Origin of the sequence: Streptomyces sp. NPDC013187 (assembly GCF_042899705.1) — a bacterium.
In the GTDB taxonomy this organism is placed as follows: domain Bacteria; phylum Actinomycetota; class Actinomycetes; order Streptomycetales; family Streptomycetaceae; genus Streptomyces; species Streptomyces hawaiiensis_A.
Window position 1 is genome coordinate 191965 of the sequence record NZ_JBIBAF010000004.1, and the last position, 24324, is coordinate 216288.

The 24324-nt window shown below is 71.8% G+C and carries 21 protein-coding genes and 1 riboswitch; of the genes, 3 read left to right on the forward strand and 18 right to left on the reverse strand.

Annotation, left to right across the window (positions count from 1 at the left end):
• Window positions 1-564: 564 nt before the first annotated feature.
• Window positions 565-1830: an MBL fold metallo-hydrolase gene (locus ACFY5B_RS09445; protein WP_389966925.1), complete on the reverse strand. Its 1266-nt coding sequence runs from the start codon at window positions 1828-1830 to the stop codon at window positions 565-567.
• A 140-nt stretch (window positions 1831-1970) separates the two neighbouring features.
• Between ACFY5B_RS09445 and ACFY5B_RS09450 the strand changes: the two genes are divergently transcribed.
• Complete coding sequence (locus tag ACFY5B_RS09450; protein WP_389966928.1) at window positions 1971-3149, forward strand: Glu/Leu/Phe/Val dehydrogenase dimerization domain-containing protein; 1179 nt, start codon at window positions 1971-1973, stop codon at window positions 3147-3149.
• A gap of 98 nt (window positions 3150-3247) precedes the next feature.
• Window positions 3248-3859 carry a TetR/AcrR family transcriptional regulator gene (locus tag ACFY5B_RS09455; protein ID WP_389966930.1) on the forward strand — a complete coding sequence of 204 codons (612 nt, stop codon included), beginning with the start codon at window positions 3248-3250 and terminating at the stop codon, window positions 3857-3859.
• A gap of 257 nt (window positions 3860-4116) precedes the next feature.
• Here the strand turns inward: ACFY5B_RS09455 and ACFY5B_RS09460 are convergent, their stop codons facing one another.
• The 4 genes from ACFY5B_RS09460 to ACFY5B_RS09475 all read right to left on the reverse strand — a co-directional run bounded on the left by ACFY5B_RS09460 (window position 4117) and on the right by ACFY5B_RS09475 (window position 9448).
• Window positions 4117-4902: an SGNH/GDSL hydrolase family protein gene (locus tag ACFY5B_RS09460; RefSeq protein ID WP_389967708.1), complete on the reverse strand. Its 786-nt coding sequence runs from the start codon at window positions 4900-4902 to the stop codon at window positions 4117-4119.
• Between the two features lie 145 nt (window positions 4903-5047).
• Entirely contained in the window at window positions 5048-5764 is a 717-nt protein-coding gene (locus ACFY5B_RS09465; RefSeq protein ID WP_389967710.1) for a DUF6250 domain-containing protein, read from the reverse strand.
• A 218-nt stretch (window positions 5765-5982) separates the two neighbouring features.
• Complete coding sequence (locus ACFY5B_RS09470) at window positions 5983-6897, reverse strand: peptidoglycan DD-metalloendopeptidase family protein (protein WP_389966933.1); 915 nt, start codon at window positions 6895-6897, stop codon at window positions 5983-5985.
• Between the two features lie 4 nt (window positions 6898-6901).
• A riboswitch (cyclic di-AMP (ydaO/yuaA leader) is annotated at window positions 6902-7058 on the reverse strand.
• A 314-nt stretch (window positions 7059-7372) separates the two neighbouring features.
• Window positions 7373-9448 carry an alpha-galactosidase gene (locus ACFY5B_RS09475; RefSeq protein ID WP_389966935.1) on the reverse strand — a complete coding sequence of 692 codons (2076 nt, stop codon included), beginning with the start codon at window positions 9446-9448 and terminating at the stop codon, window positions 7373-7375.
• Window positions 9449-9627: 179 nt separating this feature from the next.
• On the opposite strand from ACFY5B_RS09475, the gene ACFY5B_RS09480 reads away from it, so the two are divergent.
• The gene (locus ACFY5B_RS09480) at window positions 9628-10425 is read left to right on the forward strand and encodes a tyrosine-protein phosphatase (protein WP_389966938.1); all 798 of its coding nucleotides are present in this window, start codon (window positions 9628-9630) and stop codon (window positions 10423-10425) included.
• 16 nt (window positions 10426-10441) lie between these two features.
• On the opposite strand, the gene ACFY5B_RS09485 is transcribed toward ACFY5B_RS09480, so the two are convergent.
• The 13 genes from ACFY5B_RS09485 to hpnC all read right to left on the reverse strand — a co-directional run bounded on the left by ACFY5B_RS09485 (window position 10442) and on the right by hpnC (window position 24180).
• Entirely contained in the window at window positions 10442-10561 is a 120-nt protein-coding gene (locus ACFY5B_RS09485) for a DUF6126 family protein (RefSeq protein ID WP_389966941.1), read from the reverse strand.
• Window positions 10558-11205, reverse strand: a complete 648-nt coding sequence (locus tag ACFY5B_RS09490) for a helix-turn-helix domain-containing protein (RefSeq protein ID WP_389966944.1) — start codon at window positions 11203-11205, stop codon at window positions 10558-10560. Before ACFY5B_RS09490 ends, ACFY5B_RS09485 begins: the two co-directional genes overlap by 4 nt.
• 66 nt (window positions 11206-11271) lie before the next feature.
• The gene (locus tag ACFY5B_RS09495; RefSeq protein WP_389966947.1) at window positions 11272-12687 is read right to left on the reverse strand and encodes an aspartate aminotransferase family protein; all 1416 of its coding nucleotides are present in this window, start codon (window positions 12685-12687) and stop codon (window positions 11272-11274) included.
• Complete coding sequence (dxs, locus tag ACFY5B_RS09500; protein ID WP_389966950.1) at window positions 12684-14579, reverse strand: 1-deoxy-D-xylulose-5-phosphate synthase; 1896 nt, start codon at window positions 14577-14579, stop codon at window positions 12684-12686. Before dxs ends, ACFY5B_RS09495 begins: the two co-directional genes overlap by 4 nt.
• A 29-nt stretch (window positions 14580-14608) precedes the next feature.
• A complete protein-coding gene (gene ispG, locus ACFY5B_RS09505; protein ID WP_389966953.1) occupies window positions 14609-15766 on the reverse strand; it encodes a flavodoxin-dependent (E)-4-hydroxy-3-methylbut-2-enyl-diphosphate synthase in 1158 nt (385 codons plus the stop codon).
• Between the two features lie 4 nt (window positions 15767-15770).
• Window positions 15771-16793, reverse strand: a complete 1023-nt coding sequence (gene hpnH, locus ACFY5B_RS09510) for an adenosyl-hopene transferase HpnH (protein ID WP_389966956.1) — start codon at window positions 16791-16793, stop codon at window positions 15771-15773.
• A 5-nt stretch (window positions 16794-16798) separates the two neighbouring features.
• Window positions 16799-17440 carry a 1-hydroxy-2-methyl-2-butenyl 4-diphosphate reductase gene (locus ACFY5B_RS09515; RefSeq protein WP_389966959.1) on the reverse strand — a complete coding sequence of 214 codons (642 nt, stop codon included), beginning with the start codon at window positions 17438-17440 and terminating at the stop codon, window positions 16799-16801.
• Complete coding sequence (gene shc, locus ACFY5B_RS09520) at window positions 17440-19536, reverse strand: squalene--hopene cyclase (RefSeq protein ID WP_389966961.1); 2097 nt, start codon at window positions 19534-19536, stop codon at window positions 17440-17442. The genes ACFY5B_RS09515 and shc overlap by 1 nt, the downstream gene beginning before the upstream one ends.
• 121 nt (window positions 19537-19657) lie before the next feature.
• Entirely contained in the window at window positions 19658-20791 is a 1134-nt protein-coding gene (locus ACFY5B_RS09525; RefSeq protein WP_389966964.1) for a polyprenyl synthetase family protein, read from the reverse strand.
• Window positions 20791-22203, reverse strand: coding sequence for a hydroxysqualene dehydroxylase HpnE (hpnE, locus tag ACFY5B_RS09530; protein WP_389966966.1), 1413 nt, complete (start codon window positions 22201-22203; stop codon window positions 20791-20793). The genes ACFY5B_RS09525 and hpnE overlap by 1 nt, the downstream gene beginning before the upstream one ends.
• Window positions 22200-22334 carry a DUF6380 family protein gene (locus tag ACFY5B_RS09535; RefSeq protein ID WP_389966969.1) on the reverse strand — a complete coding sequence of 45 codons (135 nt, stop codon included), beginning with the start codon at window positions 22332-22334 and terminating at the stop codon, window positions 22200-22202. The genes hpnE and ACFY5B_RS09535 overlap by 4 nt, the downstream gene beginning before the upstream one ends.
• Window positions 22331-23281, reverse strand: coding sequence for a presqualene diphosphate synthase HpnD (gene hpnD / locus ACFY5B_RS09540; RefSeq protein ID WP_389966972.1), 951 nt, complete (start codon window positions 23279-23281; stop codon window positions 22331-22333). The genes ACFY5B_RS09535 and hpnD overlap by 4 nt, the downstream gene beginning before the upstream one ends.
• Entirely contained in the window at window positions 23278-24180 is a 903-nt protein-coding gene (gene hpnC, locus ACFY5B_RS09545; RefSeq protein WP_389966975.1) for a squalene synthase HpnC, read from the reverse strand. The genes hpnD and hpnC overlap by 4 nt, the downstream gene beginning before the upstream one ends.
• Window positions 24181-24324 lie beyond the last annotated feature (144 nt).

Sequence of the window (24324 nt, forward strand, 5' to 3'; positions counted from 1 at the left end):
CCGCTTGCGCACGCCCCGGGCCGCTCGCCCGGACTCCCCTCGCTTCCGCCCGGCCCCGGGGCCACCGGGGCCCGCGTGCCGGCCCGGACCGTGGGCCGCGGCGCCACGGCCCGGACCATTGGCCACGGCGCCACGAGCGCCGACCTCGGCCGAGCCCGCGCCACCGGCGGCAGGTGCGTCACCGGTTCGGGCACCCGGGTCATCGACCGTGCCCGGGCCGGCGTCGGTGGCGCGCGGGCAGCGGGGATCCCCGTCGCGTCGACTCCCTCGTCCACCCTGCGCCTGCACGTGCCGGCCCCCGCTTCCTGATCCGCCCTGTTTCCCGACGGCCACTGACAGTAGTCGCCAGCGCATCATGTGCGGTGGGCAGTTGACAAACTCATACGGTGAGCGTCCCGCTCTGGTATGAGGTTTCGTACGACAGACCGATAGCGCCCCGCCGCATCCGAGCATGAGCGGCAAGAAATCGATCCGACCTGGTCAGAAGCAGTCACACGGAGACGGCGAGGGCCGGGGAGCCTCTCGCTCCCCGGCCCTCGCCGTCGGTCTGCCGTACGTCCCGGGTCAGCCCGCCGGGAGCGTCTCGGGGTCCTCGGTGCCCTTGCCCGCCCCACGGGCACCGTCACTCACCGTGTCGGCCTGGGCCATGGCTGCCGTGTCCGACACGGTCTTGATCGTGGCGTCGGCGAGGGCCTCCCCGGCCGGGAAGCCACCCGCCGGGGCGAGCGCCACCCCACGCCACCACGGCTCGGACGGGACGTTCTCGGCGGCGGGCTCGAAGGGCTCGCCGGGGCGGGGCAGGGCGATCCCGGCGCCCACCGCACGGGCGGCCGCGAGCGTCCCCTCTCCGGGATCCGCCCACGGGTGCGTCGCCAGGTTGAAGGTGGCCCAGTGGATCGGCAGCATCGGGCCGTGCTGCGGGCCGCCCTGCAGGTCCAGATGGGCGCGCATGCCTTCCTCGGGGGTCATGTGGATGTCGGGCCAGAAGTCGGAGTACGCGCCGATCTGGATCATCGTGGCGTCGAACGGCCCGTGCTCGGCGCCGATCTCCTTGAAGCCGTCGAAGTAGCCGGTGTCGCCGCTGTGGTAGATCCGGTGCTCCTGGCCGGTGACGACCCACGAGGCCCACAGGGTGTGCTGGGTGTTGCGCAGCCCGCGTCCGCAGAAGTGCCGGGCCGGGGTGGCGGTCAGGGTGAGGCCACCGATCTCGGTGGACTCGTGCCAGTCCAGCTCGCGCAGCCGGTCGGCGGACACGCCCCAGTGCTCCAGGTGCGCGCCGACGCCGAGGGGCACGGCGAACAGCGTGTCCGTGCCCGCGAGTGCCTTGATGGTGGGCATGTCCAGGTGGTCGTAGTGGTCGTGCGAGATGACCACGACGTCGACCGGGCCGAGGGCGGCGAGCGGCAGGGGCACGGGGTGCAGCCGCTTGGGGCCCGCGAAGGCGAAGGGGGAGCAGCGCTCGCCCCACACCGGGTCGAACAGGACGCGCCGGCCGTCCACCTCCGCGAGCACGCTGGAGTGTCCCATCCAGGTCAGCCGGAGCCCGGTGGCCGGGGGCCGCGCGATATCGGCGAGGGTGGTCGAGTGCACCGGGACGGTGCCCTTCGGGGCGCGGCGGGGCCGGGTGTCCTTGTCGAAGAAGACCTTCGCGAAGTCCAGGGTCGAGCCCGAGGGCCGGGTCCGCGCGGGTCCGCCGGGGTTCTGGAAGACGCCGTCCTCGAAGTGGGGCGATCTGCGGATACGCGCCATGCGCTCACCGCTCGGGTCGGCGCCGAACGCCCCGGGCTGCAGCGCGCGGAGCCCGGAGCTCAGGGTACGGAAACCGGCCACGGTACCTCCAGGTGGAGTCGGTCAGGCTTTCCATTATGGTCGGCCCCTCCGACACCACCGGATCACAGGGGCCCCACCCGAAGCGATCCCGGGGCGATACTGACCGATGATTCAGTAACCCGCCTCGCGAAGGAGCCCGGATGGCCACCCCCCTGTTGTCCCTGACCTGGACCGATCACCTCACGGGACGGCAGGGCTTCCTGGTCGTCGACCGGCTGGTCCGCGGGGTCGCCAGCGGCGGTCTGCGGATGCGCGCCGGCTGCACCCTGGACGAGGTCACCGGCCTCGCCCGCGGCATGACCGTCAAAGAGGCCCTGCACTACGACCCGGCGAGCCGCTACGTCCCGCTCGGCGGCGCCAAGGGCGGCATCGACTGCGACCCCCGCGATCCCGGGGCGTACCCGCTGCTGGTGCGGTACCTGCGTGCGATGCGGCCGTACATAGAGAGCTGCTGGACGACGGGTGAGGACCTGGGACTCTCCCAGGACCTGGTCGACCGGGCGGCCGCCGAGGCGGGGCTGGTCTCCTCGATCCAGGCCGTGTATCCCCTGCTCGACGACGAGGCCGAGGCCCGGCGGCGGCTCCGGGACGCGTTCACGGTCGAGGTCGACGGCATCGGTCTGGACGAGCTGGTCGGGGGCTGCGGTGTGGCCGAGGCGACCCTGGCCGCCCTGGACCGTGCCGGTGTGCCGTCCACCGGCACCCGGGTCGCCCTCCAGGGCTTCGGCACCATGGGCGGGGCCACCGCGCGCTTCCTCACGCGCGCGGGGCTCACGGTCGTGGCCGTCGCCGACCTCAAGGGCACGATCGCCAACCCGGCGGGCCTCGACGTCGAGGTGCTGCTCGCGGCCCGGGACGCCCACGGCACGGTGGACCGTTCCGCACTGCGCCCCGGCGACCGCGAACTGCCGGGCGACGCCTGGCTGTCGGCCGACGCGGACGTACTGGTTCCGGCCGCCGTCTCGTACGCGATCGACACAGCGAATCAGGAGCGGATCACCGCCCGCTGGGTCGTGGAGGCGGCCAACATGCCCGTACGCCCGGAGGCGGAGCTGCTGCTGACCGCGCGCGGGGTGGCCGTGCTGCCGGATGTCGTGGTCAACTCGGGCACGAACGCCTGGTGGTGGTGGACGTTGTTCGGGGACATCGGCGCCGACGCCGAGGAGGCGTTCGCCTGCACACGTCGCTCGATGCGGGCGCTGGTGGAACGGATGCTGGCCCGCGCGCAGGCCGACGGGACGACGCCGAGGGCCGCCGCCCACGCGATCGCGGCGGACCGGCTGCCGCTGATCGCGGAGCGGTTCGGCTGGTTCCGGTGAGGTGCCCGACGTCTCCCCCACGGCTACCGCCGCGAGCCCTGCAGGGCAGGCCGAAACGCCCCGTCGAGGGGCCGCGCGGCCGTGGGTAGGGTGACGGCGTGACGAGAGTCCGGTTGAGTGTGGCCCAGCGGCGCGGAGATCTGTTGCGGGCCGCCATCGAGCAGATCGAGGCGAGGGGTGTGGCGGCGGTCAGGATCGCCGACGTGGCCTCGGCGCTCGGCGTGAGCAACGCGCTGGTCCTCTACCACTTCTCTTCGAAGGAGCAGCTGGTCGCCGCCGCGTTCCGGCACGCGGCGGAGGGCGACCTGGCGCATCTGCGCAAGCTGCTCGGACGACGTTCCCCGGCGCTGCGCCGGCTGCGGTCGGCCGTACGGTGGTACGCCCCGACCGGGCAGGCCAAGGGCTGGCGGCTGTGGATCGAGGGCTGGGCGGCGGCGCTGCGCGACCCGGCGCTGCGCGAGGTGGCCCAGGATCTCGACCGGCAGTGGAAGGCGGCCCTCGTCGAGGTCATCGCGGAGGGCGTGGCCGCCGGTGAGTTCCGCTGCCCCGACCCGGCCGGCACGGCGCTGCGTCTGACCGCCCTCCTCGACGGTCTCGCCGTCCAGCTGACGTCCTACGCCGGTGCGGTGCCGCGCGCACGAGCCCAGGAGTGGGTGGAGGAGGCCCTGACCCGCGAGTTGGGCCTGACGGCGGAGCGGCTGACGCCTTAGACGGTGCCTTTCGGATCATGCCGGGGCCACGGGGCTCACCGGCACCGGTCCGGCACCGCCACTCCGAGCCGGGCCGAGCCCGAAGACCCCCGGAAGCCAGGACTCCTGGGCGTGGGGGGGGGGGGGCCCGGGGGCCCCCCCCCCCCGCCCCCCCCCCCCCGCGCGGCCGCCCCCCCCCCCCCCCCCCCCCCCCCCCGCGGGGGGGGGGGGCCCCCCCCGCCCCCCCCCCCGCCCCGCCCCCCACGCCCAGGAGCCGCTCACGCCACCGCGGCGATCCGCATCCTGATGTCGTCCGGCGACAGCGCCCCTTTGGCCGTCACGTGGTCGCCCGAGGACTCCCCGCGCAGCCGGCGCCCGATCCACGGCACGAGGAACTCGCGTGCCCAGGCGACGTTGTCACGCCGCATGTCGAGAGCGCCGCGCGGGGGCACCGGAGGCCACGCCTGCTCGGGGTCGGCCGGCACGTCGAGGCCAAGCACCTGGCCCGCGCGGAGCGCCACGCGTGTGTGCCCCTCGGGCGACAGGTGCAACCGGTCGGCGTCCCAGGCCCGGCGGTCCTGCACGCTGCGCAGGGACCACAGGTCGAGCACCGGACAGCCGTACCGGTCGGCGATGGCCCGGACGTGCCCGTTGTACGTGGCGATCTTGCCGCGCAGATGCTTGAGCACGGGCACGCCGCGGGTGTCGAAACCGGTCGTCACCATCACCGTGCCGGATACGGCGGTGAGTTGGGCCAAGGCCCGCTCGAAGCGCTCGGCCACCTCGTCCGGGTCGGTGCCGGGCCGGATGATGTCGTTGCCCCCGGCGCAGAACGAGACGAGGTCCGGGGCCATGCCGACGGCCCGCGGAACCTGGTCCGCCACGATCTGGTCGAGGAGCTTTCCGCGTACGGCGAGATTGGTGTATCGGAAGTCGCCCTCGGGCCTGCGGTCGGCGAGCAGGACGGCGAACCGGTCGGCCCAGCCGACGAACGCCCCGTCGGGGCCGGGGTCGCCGACGCCCTCGGTGAAGCTGTCCCCCACCGCCACGTACGACCCGATCACTGCTTTGCTGTCACTCTTCGAATCGTCTGCCACAGCAGCCCATGATTCACCTTCCAATGTGACCTACGCGACCGTAGGAAAGGGTTGACGGGCGGTGAGATAAGCCACTCCTAAAGTGTTCGCCAACTCCGGAATACCCCACTGGTCAGGGATGTTTCGGGGTGAACCGCCAGATCCGGAACCCACTGATCCGGAAATGGCTCCAGACGGTCCGGAAGGCGAAATGGCCGCCGGTGTAGGGCTGGGGATCGGTGTAGTCGAAGACGAGGCGTCCGTTGTTCCACCAGCGGACCCTGGAGCCGTCGGACACGATCCGCACCCGGTTGGGCTCGTTCGGCACCAGCAGCGGCTCCGTGTAGTCGAAGACCAGGGGGCGGACGCCCGGTTCGCCGACGTAGCGACGCAGCCGGGTCGTGGTGTTGTAGTTGGCGCCGTAGCCCGCGTAGTACGTCGTGAGGTGGTCGTACTCGTCGAGGGCTCCGCCACGCGGTGTGGCGAAGAGGTCGTCCGGGGAGCGGACGTCGGTCGCGTTCCAGAAGTTGTTGAGGTCCGAGACCCGGTCGTTGACGCCGCCCTCGGAGACGGGGATCGCGGTGTATTCGAGCAGGTACGGCCCTTCGAGCCGCTGCCTGAACCACACGGTCGCGCCGCTCGGCACGTCGATCTCCAGCGCGCCGCGCGAGGCGGTCACGGTGCCGCCGTCCTGAAGTTCGGTCGCCCACTGGCCGAGACCGTGGCAGAAGTCGTCGTGCGCGAGGAGACGGCGCTGCGGGGACGCGGCGTGCGCGGTGGCCGTTGGGGCGAGGGCCGCCAGGGCGGCTCCGGCGGCCAGGGCTCCGAAGCCTCTGCGGGTGGTCGGCACGAACGCTCTGCGGGTGGTCGGCACGGTGACACCACTCCTCGGGATCCGCCGGGAAGGCTCTGGAAAGCGCTTGCACTCCGGCCGTGATCACTCTGTCCCAACTGCCGCCGTCTGTCGATCCCTTGGGCGAGCGGCGGCACGCCCGCACACCGAAGGCCGGACCCGGGGATCGGGGCCCGGCCTTCGGTCGCGTGTCAGGCAGGTGGTCGTGCGGTGGGTCAGCCGACGGAGACGCCGTGCGAGCGCAGGAAGGCGACCGGGTCCACGTCCGAGCCGTAGTCCGGCGTGGTGCGGATCTCGAAGTGCAGGTGCGGTCCGGTCACGTTGCCGGTGGCGCCCGACAGGCCGACCTGCTGCCCCGCGGTAACGGTCTGGCCGGCCGAGACGGAGAGCTGGGACAGGTGGGCGTACTGGGCGTAGTAGCCGTCGTCGAGCTTGATGACGACCTGGTTGCCGTACGCGCCGCCCCAGCCGGCGGAGACGACCGTACCCGCGCCGACGGCCTTGAGGGAGGTGCCGGTCGGGACGACGAAGTCGACACCGGTGTGGTAACCGCTGGACCACATGCTGCCGGACATGTGGTACGGGGTGCCGACGGTGGCACCGGCCACCGGGAGGGTGAAGCCGCTGGAGTTGCTCTCGGCGGCGGGCTCGGCGGCGGCCGGCTTCGCTGCGGTCTCGGCCTTCGGGGCCGAATCGGCGGCGGAGGGCTTCGGGGCCGAGGCCTTCGGCGCGGACGGGGCCGAGGCCTTCGGGGCGCTCGCCGCCTTCTTGCCGATCGACAGCTTCAGGCCCGGGTGGATCAGCGACGGGTCGGAGCCGACGGCGTCACGGTTGTCGGCGTAGAGCTTTTTCCAGCCCCCGCTGACGTGCTGCTCGTCGGCGATCTTGGCGAGGTAGTCGCCGGCCTTCACGGTGTACGTGCGGACGCCGTTGGCCTTTTCGGCGGCCTTTTTCCCGGCGGCCGGAGCGGACTGGACGGCCTTTTCCGGAGCCGACTGCGGGGTGGCGGCGTGGGCGCCGGCGGCTCCCATGAGCGGCAGGGCGAGAGCGGCCCCGCCGGTTCCGGCGACGGCGATGGAGCGGGTGAAACGCTGGGTCTTGGGGCGGCGGTGCTTACCCTTCGCGGGCATGGCGAATTCCTCTCCGTCGCCTGCGAGGTGAGCTGTCGGGTGCGGGCTGGAGATGCCCGGCCGCGCCGGGGCGCGGCTGAACCCCAAGCCGTTCCGGGAACCGGAACAGGCGTCTTACCTGTGGGTCCCCCGCTCCTGCCGTGGTTCGGGTCAGTGTGTGCGGGCTCCGGGCGGCGGCAGGATTAGGCGTCCGTCCGGATTGGTGTGGAACGTAAGCGACCACGACGCAATAGGACAAGCTTGCGGTTGCGCGACGGGGTGTTTTTCTTGACGCGTCGCCACATGTGCCGTCACCGAGCGTGGATTACCGATCTCTCGCTTTGCTCAATGACCCTGAATATTGCGGGGATTACGTGAACATGGCGACAGCACATCGTCACGAATATGACGATGGTCACGCACCCCGACCTCATCTCCTTTACGATCGGGGCACGTTATCCCTAAGCGGCTAAAATTCCCTATTCGGACAGAATGACTACTTCCGCTTAAGCCGGACGATAGCGGCGTCCAGATCCCCGCGCACACTGACCCGCAGTCCGTGGTGAAGCAGTACGGCCCCTCGGTGAACTTCGCCCGTTTCGAGGCATTCATACGACTCTGTCGAGTCGAGGCCGCGCAGCCGGAGCGTCGGAACGGGCTCGCCGTAGCGCTGGGCCTGGAGCCATGCGAAGACGACGGTCTCGTCGCCGAGGACGTACTGCACGGCGCTCAGCCCGCCCTCCGGAGGCCGCAGCCGGTACTGGTCGCCGCGCTGCACCACGGGCCGGATCTCCTTGTAGAGCCCCACCCACTCCGCCGCCTCGGCCAGCTCCTCCGGCGTCCACTTCGCGAGGTCGCCACCGACCCCGAGCACCCCGGCCATGGCGCTGACGAACCGGAACCGCAGCGAGCTGGCCCGGTGGTTGAGCATGGCGTTCGGACTGTCGGTGACCCAGGCGGCCATGACCCGGGCCGGATGGATCTGACTGAAGCCGTGCTGGATGGCGAGCCGGTCGAGGGGGTCGGTGTTGTCGGAGGTCCACACCTGGTCCGTGCGGCTCAGCACACCGAGGTCGATCCGCCCGCCGCCACCCGAGCAGGACTCGAAGGCCACCCCCGGGTGGGCGGCCCGCAGCCGGTCCAGCAGGGCGTACAGGCCGTGCACGTGGTCGACCCACAACCGCTGCGGGTAGGCGTCGTCCGGCCAGCCGGCGTCGGTGAAGCAGCGGTTGAAGTCCCACTTCACGTAGTCGATCGGCGCACTGGAGAGGAGACCGTCGAGCTGCTCCCACAGGTACTCCCGGACGTCCTCGCGGGCGAGGTTGAGTACCAGCTGGTTACGGAACTCCGTCCGCTTTCGTCCCGATTGGTACTGCACCCAGTCCGGGTGCGCGCGGTACAGGTCGCTGTCCGGGTTGACCATCTCGGGCTCTACCCAGATGCCGAACTGCATCCCGAGGCCGTGCACATGGTCGGCGAGCGGCTTCAGCCCGCCCGGGAAGCGGTCGAGGTTCGGGGTCCAGTCGCCGAGCCCGGCCCGGTCGCTGGTACGCGCCCCGAACCAGCCGTCGTCGACCACGAACAGCTCGACACCCATCGCGGCGGCCCGCCCGGCGAGCTCCCGCTGCTGCTCCTCGGAGATGTCGAACTCGGTCGCCTCCCACGAGTTGAACAGCACCGGCCGGTCCCGGTCGGCGTCCGGGATCACATACGCCCGCTGGTAGGCGTGCCAGGCACGGCTCGCCCCGCCGAACCCGCCGTCGCACCAGAGCCCGGCGAAGACGGGGGTCGTGTACGACTCCCCGGTGCCGAGCATCAGCAGGCCGGAGTCGTCGTGGCCGGCGCCGCCGGTGATCTGGACGCGCGCGTCAGGGAGCTGGGCCACGGCGATGCGCCAGGACCCGGACCAGCCCAGAGCGCAGCTGTAGACCTCGCCGCGCTCCTCGGTGGCGTCGGTGTCGAGGGCTACCCAGGGCAGGTGCTGGTGGGAGGTGTGGCCGCGACGGCTGCCGATGACCTTCTCGCCGTGGGTGAGCCCGGAGCGAGTCAGCCGGGACTCGGCGCCCCAGCGGCCGTGCAGTTGGGACAGACGCCAGGTGTCGCGGTCGGGCAGGGTCCAGGTGGCGGAGTCGGCACGCAGCAGCTCGATGGCCGGCCCCCGGTTGTCCAGGGTCACCCAGCGCTCGACGACCTCCGCGGCGGGGCGCATCCGGTAATGCAGCGTGACGGCCAGGTCGCCGTCGCGGAACCGGAGACGCAGCTCGCCGTCCTCGGCGTCGTGCCCCTCGAAGGCCCACTCGGTGCCGCGTCGCTCGGCCGTGCGGACGGACAGGGCGGGGCGGACGAAGCGGGGGCCGCCTTCGACCGGGTACTCCTCGCGTCCGTCGAGCGGGGACTCGAAGGGCCAGTAGTCCGGCAGCGGCCGGACGGCGAGGGCCTCGGCGTCGGCCAGGCCGATACGGGGGCCCCAGTGCAGGTGCAGCAGCTCGTCCCGGTCGGTGACGTGGACGGCGTAGCTGCTGGCCGGCCCGGAGAGCACCCATGTACGACCGTCTTCGGAGATGTCCAGCATCTTGCCCTCACATATTCGAACAAGCCCGACCAGGTGCGACCAGGCGGCAACATCATCGGGGGCCGTGGGGCTTCCGGGCAACGCCTGTGGACAACTCATTGCCCCAGGCAGGCATGTCGTATCGTCGAGAGACGCCCGTCGACGAGCCGCGTCGGCGGCGCCGAAGGGGAGGAGCCCTCGTGACGCAGCAGGTCCCGTCGACCGAGCCCGAGCTGGCCGGAGTGCGCAACTTCCGTGATGTGGGCGGACTTCCGACGGTGGACGGGCGCCGGGTGCGCCAGGGCGTGCTGTTCCGCAGTGGCCACCTGGCCCACGCGACCGGGGAGGACGCCGCCTTCCTGACCGGTCTGGGCCTGCACACCATCTTCGACTTCCGCAACGCGGCGGACCAGAAGCTCGAGGGGCCGGACGTCGAGCTGCCCGGCGTGCGCAATGTGAACCTGCCGCTGAGCGACCCGGCCGACGGCGCCGAGTTCTGGAAGATGGTCCGCGACGGCGACCTGGACCAGCTGCGCGAGATCCTTTCGGACGGCAAGGGCGCGGGCCGCATGATCGCCTCGTACCGCACGATCATCAAGCACCGCACGGACGAGCACTCCCGGGTGCTGCACGCGCTCGCCGAGGACAGCGTCCCCGCGTTGATGCACTGCGCGGCGGGCAAGGACCGCGCGGGTCTGTCCGTCGCGGTGACGCTGCTGGCGGTGGGCGTCGAGCGCGAGGCGATCGTCGAGGACTACCTGAAGTCGAACGCCAAGCACCGCCGCTACAAGGTGCACCGCTCCAGCTCCGCCGCCTCGGCCTATTCCCCCGAGGTCATGGAGCTGCTCAGCCCCCTCTTCGACGCGCGCGCCGAATACCTGTCGGCGGCCTTCGACACCATCGAGGAGACGTGGGGCGGCGTCGACACCTACCTGGAGAAGGGGCTGGGGCTGTCCGCGGAGACCCGGGAGCGGCTGCGCGAGCGGCTCCTCGACTGAGGTGCGCGGGCGGAGGCTACTTCGCCCCGACCTCGAACAGCAGGTACACGAAGGCGGCGAAGACGTGGCCGGCGATGAGGTAGACGAACAACCTCACCCACAGGGCACGGGGGAACTTCTCCTCCATGTCGCTCATGACACGTCTTGGGGAGTGGGGCCCAGGCACAGGGCGGCCGTGGGGCTCTGCAACAGGGTGTGGACGAAGAGCAGGTCGACTCCGTCGTGGTCCTCGGCGGCGATGCGGTGCGGGGTGAGCGAGTCGAAGTGGGCACTGTCACCGGCCGCCAGGCGGTGCGTGGTGTCCCCGAGGCGCAGTCGCAGCCGGCCGCGCAGCACGTGGAGCCACTCCTCGCCGGGGTGGACGCGCACGATGTCCCCCTGGGAGCCGTGGGGGACGTGGACGCGAAGGGCCTGCATCCCGCGGCCGGGTGCGCCGGCCTGCCGGTAGGTCCAGCCGCCCGCGGCGGTGGGTTCCATGTCGGCCGCGCGGATGACGGCGTCCCGGTCGGCGACCGTCTCACCGAGCAGCTCGGAGACGGTCGTACCGTAGATACGGGCCAGTGCGAGCAGCATCGGCAGCGAAGGCTGGCGCTGCCCGGTCTCCAGACGGGAGAGGTGGGCGGGGGACAGCCCGGCGGCGCGGGCCGCGGCCTCCAGTGTCAGGGAGGCCTGGCGCCGCAGTGCCCGCAGCTGGGGCGCCACCACGGCGGGCAGCGCACCGGCCGCCTGGTCGGCCGGCGAGTCGGCCCCGGGGGGCCGCTCGGTGTCGGAGGAGCTCATGCCTCCATTGAGCCGGAGGCTTGCCTCAGCGGCAAATTTCTTGCCTCACAGGCAAAAGAGCTCACTTCAGCGGTTGGCCACCGCCTGCTTGACGAGTGTCTTGCCGAAGTCCCAGACCAGCCCGCCGTTGTGCGCGTCGTCCATCACGGCCGTGAAGGCGTCGACGAACCGGTCCACCTCGCGCTCGCCGATGATCAGGGGTGGGATCAGCTTGATCACCTCCATGTGGTCGCCGGACACCTGGGTGAGGATCCGGTGCTTCCGCAGCAGCGGCACGACGACCATCTGTGCGAAGAGCCCCTTGCGCGCCGCCTGGAGCATGGTCCAGCGGCTGCGCAGCTTCAGCGACTGCGGCCGGCCGAACTCGATGCCGATCATCAGCCCCCGGCCGCGCACCTCGGCGAGCATCTCGTACCGGTCCGTCAGCGCCGCGAGCCGGGACCTGAGCTGCTCACCGGTGGCCCGGACGTTCGCGACGATCTGCTCGTTCTCCATCACCGACAGCACCGCGAGGCCGGCCGCCATGGCCTGGGCGTTGGACCCGAAGCTCGCCGAGTGGACGAGCACCCGGTCCATCGAGGAGTAGACCTTCTTGAAGATCCAGTCCTTGCCGATCGTGGCGCCGACGGGCACATAGCCACCGGAGAGTGCCTTGGCCACGCAGACCAGGTCGGGCTCCACTCCGTCCTCGTGCTGGTAGGCGTAGAAGTCGCCGGTGCGGCCGAGGCCGGTCTGCACCTCGTCGGCGATGAGCAGCGCCTTGTGGCGGTGCAGCAGCTCCTGGGCGGCCCGCAGCCAGCCGGGCGGGCCCTGGAGCACGCCCTTGCCCTGGATCGGCTCGACGATCAGGGCGGCGACGTCCCCCTTCTTCAGCTCCCTCTCCAGCGCGTCGAGGTCGCCGAGCGGGACGGCCGTGTCGGGCAGCAGCGGGGCGAAGCCGTCACGGAAGCCGGACTCGCCGTTCACGGAGAGGGAGCCGGTGGTCAAGCCGTGGAAGGCGTGCGCGCAGTAGAGGATCCTGGGCCTGCCGGTGACGAACCGGGCGAACTTCAGGGCGCCCTCGACGGCCTCGGTGCCGCTGTTGCCGAAGAACACCCGGTCCAGGTGGGGGCTGTGCGCGAGCAGCTTCTCGGCCAGCAGGCCTGGCAGCGGCTGGCAGTCGAACCGGGTGAGGTCGGCCAGGCCGGCGTCCAGGACGTCGTGCAGCGCCTTGCGCACCACGGGGTGGTGGCGGCCCAGCCCCATCACCCCGAACCCGGCGAGCATGTCCAGGTAGTCGTTGCCGTCCGCGTCCCAGAAGTAGGCGCCCTCGGCGCGCTCGTAGACCTTGTCGAAGCCGATGGTGTGCAGCATGCGCGGGAGCTGGTGGTTGAGATGGCGGGTGTGCAGCTCGTAGCGCTCGGCCCCGCGCTCGGCCAGCAGCTTGCCGAGGTCGAACTCCCCGGCCTGCGACGACTCCGACGCGGACTCGGCGGTTGTCATTCCTGTGGCTCCTTGGACTGCTCTTCCTTGACGGCCAGGCTCGCGCTGATCCGTCCGGCGACCTCGACGGGTGTCAGGCCGATGTCGGCGAGCACCTCGCCGCGCTTGGCGTGCGCGAGGAACTGCTCGGGGATGCCGAACCGCCGTACCGGCACGTCGACGCCGGCGTCGCCCAGGGCCAGCGCCACGGCCGAACCGACCCCGGCGGCGCGGCTGTTGTCCTCGACGACGGCGACCAGGCGGTGCTCGGCGGCGAGGCCCGGGAGGGCCGGGTCGACGGGCTTGACCCAGCGGGGGTCGACGACGGTGCAGCCGATGCCGCGCGCTTCGAGCAGCTCGGCGGCCCGGAGGCAGACCGGTGCCATCACGCCGACGGCCACCAGGAGGGCCTGCGGCTCGGCGGAACGGTGCAGTACGTCCAATCCGCCCACCCGGTCCACGGCCGGGATCGACGGGCCGACGGACTCCTTCGGGAAGCGCACGAGGGTCGGCGCGTCGTCCACTGCGACGGCCTCGCGCAACTGCGCACGCAGCTGGTCGGCGTCGCGCGGCGCGGCGATGCGCAGGCCGGGGACGACCTGGAGGACGGACATGTCCCACATGCCGTTGTGGGAGGCACCGTCGACGCCGGTGACCCCGGCCCGGTCCAGGACGAAGGTCACCCCGCAGCGGTGCAGGGCCACATCCATCAGGAGCTGGTCGAAGGCGCGGTTGAGGAAGGTGGCGTAGACGGCGACGACCGGATGCAGTCCGCCCGTCGCCAGGCCCGCCGCGGACACGGCCGCGTGCTGCTCGGCGATGCCGACGTCCCACACCCGGTCCGGGAACCGCTCGGCGAAGGCGCCCAGGCCCACGGGGTGCAGCATGGCGGCGGTGATCGCCACCACGTCCTCGCGCTCCTCCCCGATCCGGACGATCTCCTCGCCGAACACCGAGGTCCAGGAGGGGCCGCCCGATGGGGAGAGCGGTGCGCAGGTCAGCGGGTCCATGACGCCGACGGTGTGGAAGTGGTCCTCCTCGTGGGCGAGGGCGGGCTCGTAGCCGCGGCCCTTCTCCGTGAGGCAGTGGACCAGCACGGGCCCGTGGAAGCGTTTCGCGCGCCGCAGCGCGGACTCCACGGCCCCGGTGTCGTGCCCGTCGATCGGGCCGAGGTACTTCAGCCCCAGGTCCTCGAAGAGGCCCTGCGGGGCGAACGCGTCCTTGAAGCCCTTCTTCGCGCCGTGCAGGGCCTCGTAGAGGGTGGTGCCGACCAGGGGCGTGCCCTGGAGGACGTCCTTGCCCCAGGCGAGGACCCGCTCATAGCTGTCGGTCGTGCGCAGGGTCGCGAGGTGGTTGGCGAGGCCGCCGATGGTGGGCGCGTAGGAGCGCTCGTTGTCGTTGACGACGATGATCAGCGGGCGGTTCTTGGCGGCCGCGATGTTGTTCAGGGCCTCCCAGGCCATGCCGCCGGTGAGGGCCCCGTCGCCGATGACCGCGACGACATGGCCCGTCTCGCCCTGCACCTGGCGGGCCTTGGCGAGCCCGTCGGCCCAGCCGAGGGCGGTGGAGGCGTGACTGTTCTCGATGACGTCGTGCTCGGACTCCTCGCGCGAGGGGTAGCCGGACAGGCCGCCCTTGCCGCGCAGCTTGGAGAAGTCCTGGCGGCCGGTCAGCAGTTTGTGGACGTAGCTCTGGTGGCCGGTGTCCCACAGGATGCGGTCGACCGGCGACTCGAAGACCCGGTGCAGGGCGATGGTCAGCTCGACCACGCCCAGGTTCGGTCCCAGATGGCCACCGGTCCTGGCGACCGCGTGCACCAGGAACTCCCGGATCTCTTCGGCCAGTTCCCCCAGTTCCGCCTCGGACAGCGCCTTCAGGTCGCGTGGTCCCCGGATGCTCTCCAGAATCGTCACGCTCGGGCCCCCTTCGAATTCCGTGCTGCTCAGCTCACGGTGACGGCCGGCTCCCCCGAACCCACGCCGTCCTGCTCCATCTGCTCGGCGATCTTCATCGCCTCTTCGATCAGCGTCTCGACGATCTTGGACTCGGGGACGGTCTTGATAACCTCGCCCTTGACGAAGATCTGCCCCTTGCCGTTGCCTGAGGCCACTCCGAGATCGGCCTCCCGCGCCTCGCCGGGGCCGTTGACCACACACCCCATGACGGCGACGCGCAGCGGCACCTCCATGCCGTCCAGCCCGGCCGTGACCTCCTCGGCGAGCTTGTAGACGTCGACCTGGGCGCGCCCGCAGGACGGGCACGACACGATCTCCAGCCGCCGCTCCTTGAGCCCGAGGGACTGGAGAATCTGGATACCGACCTTGACCTCCTCGGCCGGCGGCGCGGACAGCGACACCCGGATCGTGTCGCCGATGCCCCGCGACAGCAGCGCGCCGAACGCCACCGCCGACTTGATCGTGCCCTGGAAGGCCGGGCCCGCCTCCGTCACGCCCAGGTGCAGCGGATAGTCGCACTGCTCGGCCAGCTGCCGGTACGCCTCGATCATCACGACCGGGTCGTTGTGCTTGACGGAGATCTTGATGTCCCGGAAGCCGTGCTCCTCGAACAGGGACGCCTCCCACAGCGCGCTCTCCACGAGCGCCTCCGGGGTCGCCCTGCCGTACTTCTGGAGCAGCCGCCGGTCCAGCGACCCGGCGTTGACGCCGATCCGGATCGGCGTGCCGTGGTCCTTCGCCGCCTGGGCGATCTCCTTGACCCGGTCGTCGAACTGCTTGATGTTGCCGGGGTTGACGCGGACGGCCGCGCAACCCGCCTCGATCGCGGCGAACACGTACTTCGGCTGGAAGTGGATGTCCGCGATCACGGGGATCTGCGACTTGCGGGCGATGGTCGCCAGGGCGTCCGCGTCGTCCTGCGTGGGGCAGGCCACCCGGACGATCTGGCAGCCGGACGCGGTCAGCTCCGCGATCTGCTGCAACGTGGCACCGACGTCCGACGTGCGGGTCGTCGTCATCGACTGCACCGACACCGGGGCCCCGCCCCCGACCGCCACGGCACCGACCTGGATGCGGCGCGAGACGCGCCGCTGCGCGACCGGCCGGACCGGCACCTCGGGGACACCCAGCGGGACAGCGGTCATGACGTCACTCCCGGTTCCCGGAGACCGTCTCGCGCATGGCGCGCAGCGACTCCTTCAGCGATCCCATGGTGGCGAGGACGGCGGTGGGCTCGTAGCCGCAGTGCGCCATGCAGTTGGCGCAGCGCGGGTCCTTGCCGCGGCCGTACTTGTCCCAGTCGGTGTCCTCGACGAGCTCCCGGTACGTCGGCACGTAGCCGTCGCTCATCAGGTAGCAGGGGCGCTGCCAGCCGAAGAGCGAGTAGTTCGGGATGGCCCACGCGGTGCACGGGAAGTCGACCTTGCCCTCCAGGAAGTCCAGGAAGAGCGGTGAGTGGTTGAGCCGCCAGCGCCGCCGGTTGCCGCCGGAGAAGGCCTTCTTGAACAGCTCGCGGGTCTGCTCCACGCCGAGGAAGTGCTCCTGATCGGGGGCCTTCTCGTAGGCATAGGCGGGCGAGATCATCATCTCGTCGACCTGGAGGTCGTCGTTGAGGAAGTTCAGCACCTCGATGATGGTCTGCGGGGTGTCGGTGTTGAAGAAGGTGGAGTTGGTGGTGACCCGGAAGCCGCGACGCTTGGCCTCCTTGATCGCCTCCACGGCCTCGTCGAACACGCCCTCCTTGGCGACCGACTCGTCGTGCCGCTCGCGCAGGCCGTCGATGTGCACCGCGAAGGCGAAGTAGGGCGACGGCGTGAACGCGTCCATCTTCTTGCGCAGCAGCATCGCGTTGGTGCAGAGGAAGACGTACTTCCGCTTGGCCACCAGCTGCCGCACGATCTCATCGATCTGCGGGTGCATCAGCGGCTCGCCGCCGGCGATGGACACCATCGGGGCACCGGACTCGATGACCGCCCCCACGGCCTGGGCGACCGGCATCCGCTGCTTGAGCACCCCGGCCGGGTGCTGGATCTTGCCGCATCCCTCGCACTTGAGATTGCAGGCGAACAGCGGCTCCAGCTCGACGATCAGCGGAAACTTGTCCCGTCGGCGGATCTTCTGTTCAGCCAAGTACGTAGCGACCTTGATGGACTGTCGGAGCGGCATGGCCATCTGGCTCACCTCCTGGGGAGCAGCAAGGAACGGTGCCATTCGAAGAAAGCGGGAAGGACGGAACGAAGAACACGGAAAGCTGATATTCCACCGCGTACCGTGCCGATCCGGACGAGTTCATGTTCAGGAGCGTCCACGACCACCCGGACGGCCGCAACCGGGCGCTCGCCCGCGCGCACGGCGCTCAGAAGCGTGACGGCGCTCTCCATGTCGACCGCGATCGCGCCGGTCGCCCGCAGCGCGGACCGTTCGGGGCCTCGTACGACGTGGTCGGAGCCGGTCAGCGGCCCGGTGTGCACCCTCCGGCCGGGCAGCGCGCGCGCCAGTTCCTTCACGAGCAGCTCGGTCGCGACGCAGGGCGTCGTGCCGCGCGGGTCGCGGGTCTCCTCGGCGACGACCAGATCACCGGGGTGCATGCCCGGCGCCAGACCCGCGCAGAAGCCGGTGGCCAGGACGGCGGCGTCGCGCAGGGCCGGGTCGGCCAGCACGCGGGTGACGGCCCGCTCGGCGGCCGCCGGCCCCATGCCCGTCCGCAGCACGGTGACCGGCCCGCCTGCCCCGCCCCTGCCGCCCGCGCGCAGGGCGAACTGCTCGATGCCGAGCGCGCAGGCGATCAGCAGCGGCATGGGGGCGGGCTGTGCGCTCATCAACTCCCCTCGGCCTCGGCGAGCGGCGTGCCGGCGCCGTTTCTGCGGTGCTCCCCGGCCTCGGCGAGCGGCGCGCCGAACCCGCGGCGCTCCCCGACCTGACCGCTCCCCCGGAGCCTTTGGGCGAAGGGCTCCCCGTGCAGATAACGACCGAGCGCGGTGAGCGGGAAGACCTGCCGATAGAGGTGGTAGTTGATGGAGAAGTCCCACGGGAAGCCCGTCCCCGTGAAGTACGGCTCGTCCCAGGAGCCGTCCTCCCGTTGCGTGGCGGCGAGCCACTCGACGCCGCGTTCGACGGCCTTGGAGTCGCGCTCCCCCGCCGCGAGCAGGGCCATCAGCGCCCACGCCGTCTGCGAGGCGGTCGAGGCGCCCCTGCCGCTCCACTCCCTGACGTACTTGTAGGAGCGCAGGTCCTCGCCCCAGCCGCCGTCGTCGTTCTGGACGGACTCCAGCCAGGTCACGGCCCGCCGGATCGCCGGGTGCGCGGCGGGGAAACCGGCGGCGATCAGAGCGGGGACGACGGATCCGGTGCCGTAGACGTAGTTGACGCCCCAGCGCCCGAACCACGAGCCGTCCGGTTCCTGCTCCGCCAGCAGCCACTCGATGCCGCGCCGGGTGCGCGGGTCGTGGGCGAGGCCCTCCACCGCGAGCATCTCGACGACGTGCGCGGTGACGTCAGCGGAGGGCGGGTCGATGACCTCGCCGAAGTCGCAGAACGGCAGCCGGTTGGGGAAAGGGCTGGTGTTGTCGACGTCGAACGCGGCCCACGCGCCGTTCTTCGACTGCATGCCGAGCGTCCAGCGCGTGCCGCGGACGATGGCCCTGTCGAGGCGCTCCGGGTCGTGGTGGGCGATCCGGCGCAGCGCGAGGATCACCTCGGCGGTGTCGTCGATGTCGGGGTAGTTGTCGTTGTGGAACTCGAACGCCCAGCCCCCGGGCCGCAGTCCGGGCCGCTTCACGGACCAGTCGCCGGGCCGGACGATCTCCTCGCCCAGCATCCAGTCGGCCGCCTTCACCAACTGCGGGTGGTCGGCGGGCAGTCCGGCGTCGACGAGGGCGATGGCGGCCAGGCAGGTGTCCCACACCGGTGACTGGCAGGCCTCGATCATCCGGGCACCGTCCTCGCGCCACACGGCGAACCGGTCCAGGGACGCCAGGCCCTCGCGCATCACGGGGTGTTCGAGGTCGTAGCCGAGCAGGTGCAGGGCGATGATCGAGTACACGGCCGGGGGCTGGATGCCGCCCCAGCAGCCGTCGTTCTCCTGCCGCTCGATGATCCAGCGGGCGGCGCTGTTCATGGCGGCTCGGCGCAGTCTGCGCGGGGCGACCTTCCGCAGGGCGTGCAGGCCCTTGTCCATCCGCTGGAACGCCCCGTCCCAACTGAACGGCGACGCCAGGGGCTTGGACGGGTTGGGCCGGTCCGGTTCGGTGTGCAGCTCGTCGAGCGCGAAGGGTGCGGGGCGTACCGGCCGCTTCGCTGAGACGATCGTCAGCGGGACGATGGTCTGCCGCGCCCAGCAGCCGAAGTCGTAGATGTTGAGCGGCACCCACTTCGGGAAGAAGACGAGCTCCGGCGGGAGTTCGGGCAGGTCCTCCCACTTCCACCAGCCGAACAGGGCCAGCCAGATCCGGGTGAAGACCCGGGCGGCGGCGATGCCGCCCTGCGCGCGGATCCACGCGGAGGCCTTCGCCATGTGCGGGGCGTCGGGCGCGTCACCGGCCAGGCGGAGGGCGACGTACGCCTCGATGGTGGCGGACAGTTCGGCCGGCCCGCCGTAGAAGGTGGCCCAGGTGCCGTCCTCGCCCTGCTCGCCGCGGATGAAGAGGGCGGCGGCCCGTGTGGTCTTCTCGTCGCGGATGCCCAGGAACTGACGGAGCAGCAGGTCCTCGGCGTCCATCGTGACGTTGGTCTCGAGGTCGCCCTTCCACCAGCCCTCCGGGTCCTGACGGGAGAGCAGGAAGTCGGTGGCACGCCGGGCGGCGCGTGCGGCGGCTTCCGGTACCCCGGCCGCCCCGGGGGTGTTCGTGTCGGTGTCGCTGGCCGCGGCGGCGCGGGGTGGCAGGGCCCCGGTGCTTCCGTCGGTCGTCGCTGTCATGGCTTCCCCTTCGTGCAGTGGTGCAAGGTGTGCAGCTGCTGTGGGTCCGCCGTCGGCCGGTGTCCGTGATCACTCACGGCACCGGCCGGCGACTACGCGAGGGCTATTCGGCCGATAGTGATCATCTCTTTCGTACGACGACGAAGTCCGCGAGGGCCGTGAACTGTGCCCGCACCCGCTCGGGCATGTCGACGGCGTCGAGGGCTTCGATGGCGATGGTGTGCTGACGGCGTGCCTCGTCGGCGGTCCACTCGCGGCCGCCTGCCTCCTCGATGAGGGCGGCGCGGGCCGCGAACTCCTCCTCGGAGAAGTTCTCGACGTCGTTGCTCTTGGCGTCGGCGGCGAGGATCTCGCCGAGCCGCTCGGAGGCGGAGCCGCCCGCGGCGAGGGCGGCCACGACCGGCAGGGACTTCTTGCGCTGGCGCAGGTCGCTCCAGGTCTGCTTGCCGGTGGAGACCGGGTCACCCCAGATGCCGAGCAGGTCGTCGACGGCCTGGAAGGCGAGGCCCAGGTGGTAGCCGTACTTCTCGAGGGTGTCGGCGGTGTGGTCGTCCGCGCCGCCGAGGACCGCGCCGATGGAGCTGGCGCAGGCGAGCAGGGCGCCGGTCTTGTTGCCCTCCATCTCCAGGCACTCCTCGACGCTGACGCGGTCGCGGTGCTCGTAGGAGATGTCCTGGGCCTGACCGTCGATCAGGGCGCGGCTGGCGGTGGTCAGGCGGCGGGTGGCGCGGCCGGCCTCGACGGTGCCGAGTTCGAGGAGCACCTCGTTGGCGAGGGCGAACAGGGCGTCGCCGACCAGGATGGCCTGGGCGGGCCCGTGCACCTTCCACACCGTGTCGCGGTGACGGCGCTGCTCGTCGCCGTCCATGAGGTCGTCGTGGAGGAGGGAGAAGTTGTGGACCAGTTCCACGGCGACGGCGCCGGGGATGCCGGTCTCGGGGGCGGCCGACATGACCTCGGCGGACAGCACCGCGAGGGCGGGGCGCACGGCCTTGCCGCCGTCCCCCTCCGCGGGCCTGCCCTGGGCGTCGATCCAGCCGAAGTGGTAGGCGGCAACAGTGTCCATGGGAGGTGCCAGGCGGTCGACGGCCGCCCGCAGTACCGGTGTGGCCAGGGTCCGGCCGCGCTCCAGCAGCGCGGTCACGTCCACCGCCTCGGCAGTCTTCGAAGCCGGGGGCACAGTGGGCACAGTCTCTCCTCTTGTTGCGGTACCGGGGGTGCGGGGGCCGCCCGCCGCGCCGGCCTGGGCCGGCATCACGCCGCCTCCTCGAAGTCGAAGAGGTGGCGAGGGCGGGGCCGGCCCAGGGCGCCCAGCACGGCGTCCGCCGCGCTCACACCACTGCGGACCGCACTCTCCATGGTCGCGGGCCACCCGGTGGCGGTCCACGCTCCGGCCAGGTAGAGGCCGGATGCCTTGGTGCGGGCGCCGGGCCTGAGACGCCCGACGCCGGGGGTGGGAGCGAACGTCGCGGTGCGCTCCCGGGTGACGAAGAAGTCCTTCACGTGGGCGCCGCGGGTCAGCGGCAGCAGCCGCTCCAGCTCGGGCAGGTACCGCTCCCGCAGCACGGCCACGGGCTCGTCGATCTCGTCCTGGGCGGCCGACTGGGACAGGGCCAGGTACTGGCCCTGGCGCAGCCCGGACGCCTCGGTCCGGTCGAAGACCCACTGCACGGGGCTGCCGAGGGCGGTGAAGAAGGGCCGGCCGAGGACCTTGCGGTCGTAGACCACATGGACGTTGAGGATGGGCGCGGTGCCGATCTCCAGGAGCCGTTCGGGCGCGTCCAGGGCGCCCGTGGGCAGCAGGTCGTGCGCCTCGCGCTGTGGTACGGCGAGGACCACGGCGTCGGCCTCCAGCGTCTCGCCCGGGACCTCGACGCTCCACTGCCCGTCCCCGTCGGAGGAGAGGGAGGTGACGCGGGTGCGGACCTCGGTGCGCACGCCCGCGGAGTCGAGCGCCTTGCGGGCCAGCCGGTCGTGCAGGTCGCCCAGCGGGACCCGCGCCCAGCCGATGTCGGCGGCGCCCGGGTCGGACAGCAGACCGGTCTTGAACACCATCGCGGCCAGCGCCAGCGAGGCGTCGGAAGCGACCGCGTTGAGGGTGGCGACCCCGACCAGGTCCCACAGGGCCGCCACGGAGCGCTCCGACTGGCCGTGCGCCGCGAGCCAGCTGCCGAAGTCCTGCGTGTCCAGCGCCGGGTCGGTGAGGTCGAGTCCCTTGAGCGCGAGCGCGGCCCTGCCCACCTTGGCGCGGTCGGCGAGCGACAGGTGCGGATAGGCGGCGAGGCTGCGCCCCAGGTGCAGCGGCACGGGCAGGGCGTCCCGCCGCAGCCGGCCGAGCCGTCGCCCCTCGGGCCGGGCGAGGTCCAGGACGGGAACGTCGAGCCGCTCCTGCAGCGGGGCCAGCGCCGCACCCTCGATGCGGTCGAGGAACCAGCGGTAGGCGGTGCAGCAACGCAGGTAGACGTGCTGGCCGTTGTCGACGGTGAGATCGCCGCGCCGGAAGGAGAAGGCGAGCCCGCCGAGCCGCGGCCTGCCCTCCAGCAGCGTGACGCGCACCCCGGCGTCGGCGAGTGCGAGCGCCGAGGTGACACCGGCGAGCCCGCCGCCCACCACGACGGCGTGCCGCCCTTGTGCGGCCGGTCCCCCGGACCGTGTGCCCTGGGTCATCGCACACCCTCCCCCGCGGCCCGGGCGTGCTGCTCGAGCGGTGCACGACCGGCCGTCTCCGTCAGGGACGCGGCCCCGGGCCGGAGGGTTGCCCGCCGCATCTCGCCGACGGCGGCGTCTGTGTCCGTCACGCACGCCTCCTGACGGTCCGCCGGGTCACGTGCCGGGCGTCGAGACCGGACAGTCCGCGCACGGCGACGTACGCCTTCTCCCGGCCGGGCAGGGAGACCCGGCCGCGCAGCACGGCCTGCGGGTCGCGCTCGATGCGGTCGAGGAGGCGGCGGTAGATGCCGGCCATGGCGGCGACGCAGGCGCCGCTGCGCCGGTCGAGCATGGGGAGCAGCCGGTAGCCCTCGGCGAACAGAGCGCGGGCCCGTCGCACTTCGAAGTGCACGAGGCCCGCGAAGTCGGAGCCCTCCGGTGGCCGCGGCCCGCCGAAGCCGGCCGAACAGCCGAACTTGGCGAGATCGTCGGCGGGCAGGTAGGTCCGCCCGCCCACGGCGTCCTCGCGGACGTCTCTGAGGATGTTGGTGAGCTGGAGCGCGAGCCCGAGCGTATCGGCATACTCCGGCGCGCGGTCCACTCCGCGCGCCCCCGGTTCCGTGCCGAACACGCCGAGCGAGAGCCGCCCGATGGCGCCCGCCACACAGCGGCAGTAGACCTTCAGGTCGTCCCAGGTCTCGTAGGTCTCGCCGCGGACGTCCATCAGGACGCCGTCGATGAGCTCGTCCAGGCCGCCGAGCGGGATCGGGAAGGCCCCGGCGGCGTGCGAGAGGGCGACCGCGACCGGGTCGATGTCGTCCTCGCCGACCCGGTCCTCGCGGATCCGGGTGAGCAGCGCCCGGGTCTCCTCCAGCCTGGCCACCTTGACGTCCTCGTCGAGCGCGCCGTCGCCGATGTCGTCGACCCGCCGCGAGAACGCGTACAGCGCCGACATCGCCCGGCGCTGAGGTGTCGGCAGCAGCCGGATGCCGTAGGCGAAGTTGCGGGCCTGCCGCCCGGTGACTGCCTCGCAGTAGCTGTAGGCGGCGAGTACCGGCGGGGACGCGTGTGGTTCCGACTCCACGGTCCGGATCACCCCTCTCCTCGCAGAGTCACGCCCACCTCACGCAGCAACCGGACCTTGCCGGGCTTGGGCGGGCCGGGAAGTACGTCGTATTCGGCGGCGGCGATCGCGTGGAGGGCCGCCCTTCCCCCCGCCACGAACCCTGCGAGCAGCAGCTTCAGCCTGCCGTGGACGCTACCCACCAGGGGGGCGCCTTCATTCAGGAGGTCCCGTGCCCTTTGCGCTTCGTACGCAATCAACGCACGGACCGACGCACCGGCGGATTTCGTGGCGAGATCCGCTTCCTGGACGTGGAGGCGTTTCATGTCGTCCGCGGGCAGGTAGACCCGGTCGCGGGCGAGGTCCTCGGCGACGTCCTGGAGGTGCTCGACGATCTGGAGAGCCGTGCAGATCATGTCGGAGCGGCGGATCCGCTCGGGAGTCGAGGTGCCGGTGACGGCGAGGACGAGACGGCCGATGGGGTTGGCGGACAGCTCGCAGTAGGCGAGCAGGTCGTCGTAGGTCTCGTAGCGGCTGACCAGCTGGTCCTGGCGGTTGGCGGCGATCAGGCCGAGGAACGGCCCGGGGGTCATGGAGCAGCGGCGCACGGTCGGCTGGAGGCGGCGCAGCAGAGGGTGACGCGGCGTCGCGTCGAAGACCCTGCGCAGGTCGGCCTCGAAGGCGTCGAGCAGCACCAGCCGGTCCTCTGCCTCCTGCGGGGAGACGCCCAGCAGCCGGGCGTCGGCGCCGCCGGGCGCGAGGTCGCCGTCGCCGATGTCGTCGACCAGGCGGGCGAAGCCGTAGACGGCCATGAGGTCGGTGCGCCAGGCCCGGGGCAGGAAGAAGGGGGCCACCGGGAAGTTCTCGCCGGCGGCCTTGTCGAGCGTGCCGCGCTCCGGATCGAGGGAGCGCGTCGTGCCGGTTCCCGTCACCGCCGGCTGCCCGGCGCGGGGACGGCACGTGCTGCGTGGAGCTGGGGAGTTTCCGTAGCCATCGCCGTCACATCTCCCGTTCTACACTGCCGACCCAATACACACTATTTCGGACACGCCGCCCCGCCGTCCGCACGGTGGTCC